The organism is Mangrovibacterium sp. (assembly GCF_059905295.1).
In genome coordinates this window covers 1-8,202 of record NZ_JBZQJF010000111.1, presented here as the reverse complement: position 1 = coordinate 8,202, position 8,202 = coordinate 1, and the positions used below count along the sequence as shown (strand labels likewise).

Genomic DNA, 8,202 nt, shown 5'->3' with positions numbered 1-8,202 from the left:
TATTGCTGGCCGGCGCCGACATTATTAAAGTTGGCATTGGACCGGGCTCGGTATGTACGACTCGTGTTAAAACGGGTGTTGGTTACCCCCAGCTTTCTGCAATTATTGAATGTGCCGATGCGGCCCACGGGCTGGGTGGCCAAATCATCAGTGATGGTGGCTGTACAACTCCGGGCGATGTGTCAAAAGCATTTGGTGCCGGGGCCGATTTTGTGATGTTGGGCGGCATGTTTGCCGGTCACGATGAAAGCGGCGGTGAGACCATTGAACGAAATGGCAAAAAGTATCGTCAGTTTTATGGTATGAGTTCTGCTACAGCGATGGAAAAGCATGCCGGCGGGGTCGCTGATTACCGGGCCAGCGAAGGTAAAACAGTTGAAGTGCCTTATCGCGGGCCGGTTAGTGATACTGTGCTGGATATCTTAGGAGGAATCCGAAGTACCTGCACTTATGTTGGTGCAGCAACCCTGAAAGAACTAACAAAACGGACCACTTTTATCCGGGTTGACGAACAGGAGAACCGGATCTACAAAGAATAAACAAATACAACCATTCAAAAATAATCAGGCAGCAAACCCTATGATTTGCTGCCTGACTTTTTAATGAATGAACAAAAAAATCATACACTTTCCATCGTCCTGATTTGATGTTGCAGCAATGCAATTATCTAACCATCATCTCCAACCTGCCAATCTTAAGTTCTTTCCAGTCCCTGGTTTTCAGTCCTTCCTGAACGGCAATCTGCGTCATCATATCCATCTCTCCTCCGCTACCGTTCATAAAATCAGACAGCTGATTCATATCGGTGTAAAAACTGTAGGCGATATGCGTGAAATAGGCTTGACTGCCAACAGGCAGAATCGCTTTTACCAAGCCCCAATGGCCTTTTCCGCCATTATCCACAATTTGTTGATGCCAAGGTTTAAAAATCTCGGATTCGGCTTTTTCATAGCTATCACCGGTTTGCTTCATAAAGTCAAGGGTAACAACCATTCCTATTTTCAATTGGAAATTATCTTTTGTTTCGTCGACGCCAATAAGTAAATTCTGATAGACCAGCTCTCTGGATTGAACAGTTTTATCCATCATCTCAGCTAATTCTTCGTCAGTTTTATCCGGATAAGCTTTCTTTGCATAGGTCATAACATCCCATGAATTAACGGCATTGAGCATGTCATTTAGGCTTGCAAAGATAGTAACCGTCAAGTAATTCGGGCCTTGTTTTGTTCCTGATGGAACTAACGCCCACATGTCCCAGCCCAGAATCGACTTATCGGCGACCCGCTGTTGATGAATGCCCGACCAAAATTCTTCAACTGAATAATAATCACCCCAGTTTCCGGGCTGAACCTTCATAAACTCAAATAGCAGATACTCTTTATTCTCGCTTTGTTGTGCTTTCAGCCCAACTGCAAAAAACACCAATAGCACCAAAATCAAAATTCTTTTCATAAGTGTAACTTTTAAGATTTGATGAACGATCTGTCCCCAAAAGAGAGACAGCAATTGTCAGCCATTAGGCTATTACTAAATCTAAAAAGGGGTGGAATTCGTCGAAATAATAGTTAATCCGGTTGAACTATGGATTGATAATCGCTGCACTATCTACGGCCTGGAAGTAATTAACTGATTTACCATCTTTCATTGTCCAGGTATGCGTGACATGAGCATGAAATTTCTTGCCGGTAGGTTTATAGGTCCCATTGTAATAGCCCTCCATAACAATTTTGTCACCGCCATCAATAAAGTCCCGAACCTCAATACTGAAATCATCCATGAATTCAGGAATTTGGGCAAGTACCTTTTCCAGCACAGCCTGTCGGCCAACTATTTTCCCGTCACCTTCAGCCATGGGCATTCCGGGACATTCTTCCCAAACAATATTCTCGTCCCAGGTCGCCAGGACGGCTTCAACATTACCTTCTGCAAAATTTTGATACCCTTTTTTCAGGATTTCCAGATTTTTCATCACCCTAATAATTTACGATTGAATAGAAAAGGGGGTGTTACATGCTACAGCTACAAAAGCTGTTTCAAAGAGTATAAATAGATTCACTTCATTATGGACAGCCTTTTAGTCATCATCTTTAGAGGTTCGTCCGCCATGGTCACCAATCAGAACCCACTTCCCGTCTTTCTTCATTAAAATATCCGTCCATTTGCCGGAACGTGCTTTGTTTTTGCCGGTTTCGTTGTTTTTCACCACCTCGTCATAAAAATAGTCGACAAAAGCGAAGTCACCTTTAACCCAAATGGCAACCGGAGAAAGCGTGTAAAACACAACTTTACCGCGTTGCATTCCATACTCAATCCATTTCCCGGTACTCTCCTTTCCTTGAGGAACCTTTGACTCATATTCCCAGCCCTTATAGCTGTCGTCGAAATAAGCTAAAAATGCCTGGGCATCACCACTGGCTGAAGCCTGCCAATATTTTTCCACACCAGACCAAACGTCTTGTTGCTCTGCTGTCCATTGTTGCGCATTAGCTGCATTGGTTGCCAAGAATACAACTAGCGCAATGATTGAAATCGAATGATAGATTCTTTTCATTGATTTGAAGTTTAAATGAATAAATAAGTCCGATTATTGCTGATAATTCCATTCATCCCCGTAAGAAATTAATTCAAGTTCAATTAATTGAGTATGATTTTTGGAATTTTAGTCGACAGGTAATTACTCGCTACTACGGTTAAAGTAAGGCTATTGGTTACATGATATCGCTAATTATCAATCATTGAATGTAAATAGGATACCATCAAAAGAGGACTAATGTTTTCGAAGTTGTTTGATAATGCCCCCATTCACCTCGTTGATACTTTGAACATAGAAGAAGGCTTGGGGATCTTTGAGAGAAATGGCACTTTTAATTCGGTGGATTTCCAGGCGGGTAACAATGCACATCACAATATCGCAATCGTGCTTCACTTCAAAACTCCCCGGCAAATAACCTCGTTCGCCTTTATACACCAGGATCGCCTTATCAAAATCTTTCACGATAATCTCTTTTACTGCATCGTAATGCTTGGAGACAACGGTAAGGGCCGTGTATTCTTCAAAACCATCAACTACATAATCAGAGGTTTTCACTGCCGTGAAATAGGTCAAAATAGAGTACATCGCCGGCTCAATTCCTAAACCGAAAGCTGCCGTAAGAAATATTAAAGTATTAATGACCAAAATGATTTCACCTGTACTCAAGCCGGATTTCTTCTTTGTAAAGTCCGCGATAATTTCCAGTCCATCCAGCACGCCCCCCGCTTTAATCACCAGGCCAACCCCCAGGCCAATCAGGAAACCTCCGAAAACAGCAATCAGTATTTTATCGGTGGTCACGACCGGTATCTCAATATAATTCATCAGGACAGCTAACAGTACAATGGCAATCAGAGCCCGAACAGCAAAAGTTTTACCAACTTTCAGATAGCCCGCATAAACAAATGGCAGGTTAAACAAGATCAGGAAAATACTGATATTGGAATGTGTAAACTCATGCGCAAGGATCGATAACCCGGTGACACCGCCATCCAAAAAGTGATTGGGCATCATAAACCCCTTGAGGGCTACAATGGCACATAACACCCCTGCAAAAGTGTAAGCAACTGACCTAAACGAAAATATTCCCCTCCAATTAATTTGATCGCTGTGCTCCATAATAATTCATTTAGCTTGTTATATAATTGACCAGTTCCACCGATCGAGAATTTCTTTTAAATGTTGCTGTTTGACAGGCTCCCGGTTGAGCTGGGCAAATTCGGTATGGTAGCGATGCGCATTTAGAAAACCGACCTGCATACGGTCCCAATCTTCAATGCCGCTAACCTTCTTTTGCGCCTGTAATTCCCGATACAACCGATCACTTATTTGAGGAAATAAATCGGTTCCGAGATAGTCTAAATCTGCATCTCCAATGATTTGCTCAAGCTGGGTATTGGCTTTTTGCGGAATTTTCGTTGCCCGAATAATGCCGGAGATAATTTCGATATCATCATCCGAATAATTCAACTTCGGAAGGATTTCTCTTGCATATCGGACGCTATGTTCCTCGTGCCCGGAGTACACCCAAATAAAACCGGTATCGTGCAGTAAAGCAGCAGTCTGCAATAGATAAGCCTCATGATCTTCGATCTTCAACCGCTCAATATATTCCAGACAAACGACGTGAACACTGTTGGTATGTTCCATATTGTGATAGGTCAACCAGGCTGGCAATTCATTGGCCAGCTTTCTTGTGATAAATTCTTTCAATCGGGAAATACTCATAAGCCATTCATTTACATTTATTTTTACCCGGACATTCAAAAGAATAACCCAAAGTGCAATTTCAGGTTATCAGGAAATGACCTCATAAACAATCATGGGCAATTCTTTATTTTTAAAAGTCATCTCACCTACTTTACTACAGCTAAATGACTTACTAATCTTCAGATAATTCTCTTCACTAATCAAAATCTGGTTGGCCTGTGCTGCTGCCTGTAAGCGGGCTGCTACATTCACCCGGTCTCCAATGATTGTATAATCCAGCCTGCGAAGCGTTGATGAACCAATATTCCCGGAAACAACCTCACCGCTGTTCACACCAATTGACACCCGTGGTTTGTATTGCAAGGCCTCATCGGCAACAGGAAGCTGTTCGATCGTTTCCTTAATAGCCAAACAGGCCTCAACAGCCCGATCCAAATGAAAATCGCCCTTAAAAACAGCCATTACAGCATCACCAATGAACTTGTCGATAATCCCTTTTTGCTGAATGATTTCTTTCACCATGATGTCGAAATAATTATTCAACAAACTGACCACAAAATTCGGGGACTCATTTTCGCTAATCGCAGTAAATCCGCAGATGTCAATGAAAGCCACCGTTACCTCAACCGTTTCATTTTCGAACAGGGCATTTTCCTGTTCTTTATTTCCCATGAAACTGAGGACATTTTCATCGACATACATCTTCAGGATATTGTTTTCTTTAATGGCCTGCAGCGTATCCCGGATCATTCCAACTTGCTTGATTGTCCGTTCGATTGTCAGCGACAAATCCTCGAAATTCACCGGTTTGGTCACAAAATCAAAAGCTCCTCCATTCATTGCCCGGCGAATATTGTCCATGTCTCCATAGGCCGAAACAATGATGGTTTTTATAAGGGGATTAGACTCGTGCAGGTGCGACAAAAGTGTCAAGCCATCCATTTCGGGCATATTGATGTCACTCAACACGACCTCCACATCCGGATTAGACTGGATCTTTTCCAGCGCATCAACTCCGTTAATGGCAAACAGAAAATCATACTGTTGCTCCCTGATTTTCCGTCTGAATTTTTGCCTGATCAATAATTCGAGATCAGTCTCATCATCAACAATTAATATTCGATTCATAGCAGATGTGCTTTTAATTTTTCTTTAAGTAGCGTAAAGTCAACCGGCTTAGTCAGAAAATCATCGGCGCCAAGCTCCTTCGCCAGGTTGAAATTATCCTGATCCCCATAGGCTGTAATCATCATCATTACCGGTGGCGGTTTTTCATAAATCCGTTTGACATGCTTTAACAGCTCCAGTCCGGTCATTCCCGGCATATTAATATCGGAGAGAATAAAATCTGTTTTCTCCCAATTATTTTCCATTATCGACAGAGCCTCTTTCCCTGAAAATGCAAAAACGAAATCCATCTCCCCTTTGCGAATTTCTCTTCGGAAACGCTGCTCAAACAAGATTTTCACATCCTGCTCATCATCCACAACTAAAATCCTGTTCATCACGCTACTGTTTAAATTGGTAAATGAATACTAAATTCAGTTCCGAGTCCCTCGGTTGTTTCAACCACCAGGTCGCCACCATGTCCATTGGTTATAATGTCATAACTTAACGACAATCCCAATCCGGTACCTTCCCCGGTTGGCTTTGTCGTAAAAAAAGGTTGAAAGATTTTTCCCAACACATTGGCAGGAATCCCGTTTCCGTTATCTTTAATTCGAATGATCACCTCGCTACCAATACGCTCCGTACTTATGGTTACAGTCGGCTCGTATCCTTCAATGTTCATTTTCAGTTTCTGATTGACTGCATAAAAGGCATTGGTCAGCAGATTCAGTATAACCCGTCCCAAATCCTGAGGAACGACATTCATTTTACTAAGATCTAGATCGAAGTCTTTATTCATCTTGGCATTGAAAGACTTGTCCTTGGCCCGTAAGCCGTGGTACGACAGTCGCAAATATTCGTCGGCCAAGGAGTTGATGTCGGTTGGCTGTTTGGTGCCACTATTGCTTCGACTATGCATCAACATCCCTTTTACAATACCATCGGCCCGCTTTCCGTGAAAGTTGATTTTCTCCAGGTTTTGCTTGATCAGATCGGCCAGCTCCCGAACATCCTCCAGCGATTCATTGTCCAGCTCCTCAAACAATTCCTCAACCAGCTCACCACTTACTTCAGAGAAGTTATTCACGAAGTTTAGCGGATTCTGAATCTCATGGGCAATTCCGGCAGTCAGCTCCCCCAGACTCGCCATCTTTTCAGCCTGAACCAATTGGGATTGTGTTTTCCTCAACTTCTCCAAGGTCGCTTGTACTTCTGCCTTTTGACGTCGCAACAGCGAGTTAGAGCGCATTTTAAGTTGAATATTCCGATATAAAACCAAACTCAGTATAATGGCGGAAATAAGTGCTCCGCTTATACTGAAGATCCACAGTTTCTGATTCCGCGACTCCTGAACCTTCTGAATTTTGTCCTTTTCCAGCAAATCGATCTCAGTCTGCTTCTTTTCCAGCTCATACTTAATCGTCATGTTCTGAATCTTCCGCTCATTTTCAATATTGTATAGGGTATCCTTGATCGCAGCATATCGCCCCTGATACTCAAAAGCTTTTCTGTAATCTTTCTTTTGACTGTACAGGGTAGCCAAATTTTCGTAGGTATCCTTCAGTTCATAGTTTGCACCAATGGACTCAGCCAGCTTTTCCGACTTTTGTAATTCAACGATTGCACTATCCAGCTGATTATTTTCTTTGTACACTTCAGCATAACCGGCTAAAATCTGAGCCATTTCCTTTTTCTGATCCAGCCCTGAAGCTTTCTGGAAAGCCAAATCAAAATAGTAGGTTGCCTTTTTGTAATCCTTCAACTTGGAGTACGTGCGCCCCAGATTATACAAAGCATAGGAAATATTACCTTCGCCGGCTTTGTTGTAGGACGCCAGAGCCTTTTGGAAATAATTCAATGCCGAATCACTATCATCCTGTTTCAGATAAATCTCGCCAATATTCACTTCCAGTGTCCCGATAGCCTCTTCGTCTGATGTCTCCATCGAGATTGGCAAGGCCCGTAAATAATATTGAAGCGCAAGATCAGTGGTGCTTTCCTTATTTGAATAAGCGGCTCCCAGATTTAATAAGGCTGTTGCAATTCGAAGTTTATTCCCCAAGTCTTCCGACACTTTCAAAGACTGCAAGTAGTAACTGATCGCAGTTTCATCGTCGCCCCGATTGAAATAAACCGCCCCAATGTTACTGGTCATATTCGCAATTCCTACTTTGTTTTTTGCTTCCTTAAAGAGTGCCAGCGACTGCTCCCAATAAACCAAAGCTTCGCCATAATCTCCACTGATATAGGATGGCAAGCCCATGTTTTTTAAGGCATAAGCCTGCCCCGTTTTGTAGTTCAGCTCTTTCGAAAGCGACAAAGCCTCCTGTGCATATTTCAGGCAAAGATCCCGGTCGACAGTTAGATAGTTGGCCGACAAATCAAGAAGCTTTTGGACCTTTACCGTATCCTTGGGTAAACTTTGTACAACCGCAAGCAAACTGTCGGATTCTGCAGCCCGGGCAAAAACAGCCGACACAAAAATCAGGGAGAATAATACAACCACAACATTCCGCTTATTCATAAGCTATCAACTATTCGTTAGACATTTTATCTTATTCAAAACTCGTTATCTGTGTTTTATTGGTGCCATGCTTCACAAACTAGTGTTTCATCAATTTGAATGACTGAACTCCATTTTCGAGCGATACCCGAACGAAATAGATTCCATCCCGCAAACCGGAGAAGTCAATTTCCATGGTATAGCCGGAAGCAGCCTTCATAACCGGACTAACTTTCCTTCCGGAGAGATCATATACCGCAATATCACTTTCAACTAACTGCATTGAGTTATGGATTAAGGTAACCTTACCTGTTGTTGGATTTGGATAAAGGGTCGGTTCACTACC

The 8,202-nt window shown here is 42.6% G+C and carries 10 protein-coding genes; 1 reads left to right on the top strand and 9 read right to left on the bottom strand.

Annotation, left to right across the window (positions count from 1 at the left end):
• On the top strand, window positions 1-539 hold a 539-nt coding region (locus AC37HE_RS06030; RefSeq protein WP_500781891.1), incomplete at its 5' end, for an IMP dehydrogenase.
• 124 nt (window positions 540-663) lie between these two features.
• On the opposite strand, the gene AC37HE_RS06025 is transcribed toward AC37HE_RS06030, so the two are convergent.
• The 9 genes from AC37HE_RS06025 to AC37HE_RS05985 all read right to left on the bottom strand — a co-directional run.
• On the bottom strand, window positions 664-1,452 hold the full coding sequence (locus AC37HE_RS06025) for a hypothetical protein (RefSeq protein WP_500781890.1): 789 nt from the start codon (window positions 1,450-1,452) through the stop codon (window positions 664-666).
• A 127-nt stretch (window positions 1,453-1,579) separates the two neighbouring features.
• Window positions 1,580-1,969, bottom strand: coding sequence for a nuclear transport factor 2 family protein (locus AC37HE_RS06020; protein WP_500781889.1), 390 nt, complete (start codon window positions 1,967-1,969; stop codon window positions 1,580-1,582).
• Between the two features lie 105 nt (window positions 1,970-2,074).
• Window positions 2,075-2,551, bottom strand: a complete 477-nt coding sequence (locus AC37HE_RS06015; RefSeq protein ID WP_500781888.1) for a nuclear transport factor 2 family protein — start codon at window positions 2,549-2,551, stop codon at window positions 2,075-2,077.
• 216 nt (window positions 2,552-2,767) lie between these two features.
• Window positions 2,768-3,652: a YitT family protein gene (locus AC37HE_RS06010; protein WP_500781887.1), complete on the bottom strand. Its 885-nt coding sequence runs from the start codon at window positions 3,650-3,652 to the stop codon at window positions 2,768-2,770.
• An 18-nt stretch (window positions 3,653-3,670) separates the two neighbouring features.
• Window positions 3,671-4,261 (bottom strand): HD domain-containing protein, encoded by a 591-nt coding sequence (locus AC37HE_RS06005; RefSeq protein WP_500781886.1) that lies wholly within the window; start codon window positions 4,259-4,261, stop codon window positions 3,671-3,673.
• Window positions 4,262-4,330: 69 nt separating this feature from the next.
• Complete coding sequence (locus AC37HE_RS06000; RefSeq protein WP_500781885.1) at window positions 4,331-5,371, bottom strand: adenylate/guanylate cyclase domain-containing protein; 1,041 nt, start codon at window positions 5,369-5,371, stop codon at window positions 4,331-4,333.
• On the bottom strand, window positions 5,368-5,748 hold the full coding sequence (locus AC37HE_RS05995; protein ID WP_500781884.1) for a response regulator: 381 nt from the start codon (window positions 5,746-5,748) through the stop codon (window positions 5,368-5,370). Before AC37HE_RS05995 ends, AC37HE_RS06000 begins: the two co-directional genes overlap by 4 nt.
• Before the next feature lie 11 nt (window positions 5,749-5,759).
• Window positions 5,760-7,877, bottom strand: coding sequence for a tetratricopeptide repeat-containing sensor histidine kinase (locus AC37HE_RS05990; protein ID WP_500781883.1), 2,118 nt, complete (start codon window positions 7,875-7,877; stop codon window positions 5,760-5,762).
• Window positions 7,878-7,956: 79 nt separating this feature from the next.
• Window positions 7,957-8,202 (bottom strand): T9SS type A sorting domain-containing protein (locus AC37HE_RS05985; RefSeq protein WP_500781882.1); only part of this gene is annotated, 246 nt, incomplete at its 5' end.

Coding starts and splice junctions, on each gene's coding strand:
- AC37HE_RS06025 (WP_500781890.1), bottom strand. CDS start 1,452: ATGAAAAGAATTTTGATTTTGGTGCTATTGGTGTTTTTTGCAGTTGGG.
- AC37HE_RS06020 (WP_500781889.1), bottom strand. CDS start 1,969: ATGAAAAATCTGGAAATCCTGAAAAAAGGGTATCAAAATTTTGCAGAA.
- AC37HE_RS06015 (WP_500781888.1), bottom strand. CDS start 2,551: ATGAAAAGAATCTATCATTCGATTTCAATCATTGCGCTAGTTGTATTC.
- AC37HE_RS06010 (WP_500781887.1), bottom strand. CDS start 3,652: ATGGAGCACAGCGATCAAATTAATTGGAGGGGAATATTTTCGTTTAGG.
- AC37HE_RS06005 (WP_500781886.1), bottom strand. CDS start 4,261: ATGAGTATTTCCCGATTGAAAGAATTTATCACAAGAAAGCTGGCCAAT.
- AC37HE_RS06000 (WP_500781885.1), bottom strand. CDS start 5,371: ATGAATCGAATATTAATTGTTGATGATGAGACTGATCTCGAATTATTG.
- AC37HE_RS05995 (WP_500781884.1), bottom strand. CDS start 5,748: ATGAACAGGATTTTAGTTGTGGATGATGAGCAGGATGTGAAAATCTTG.
- AC37HE_RS05990 (WP_500781883.1), bottom strand. CDS start 7,877: ATGAATAAGCGGAATGTTGTGGTTGTATTATTCTCCCTGATTTTTGTG.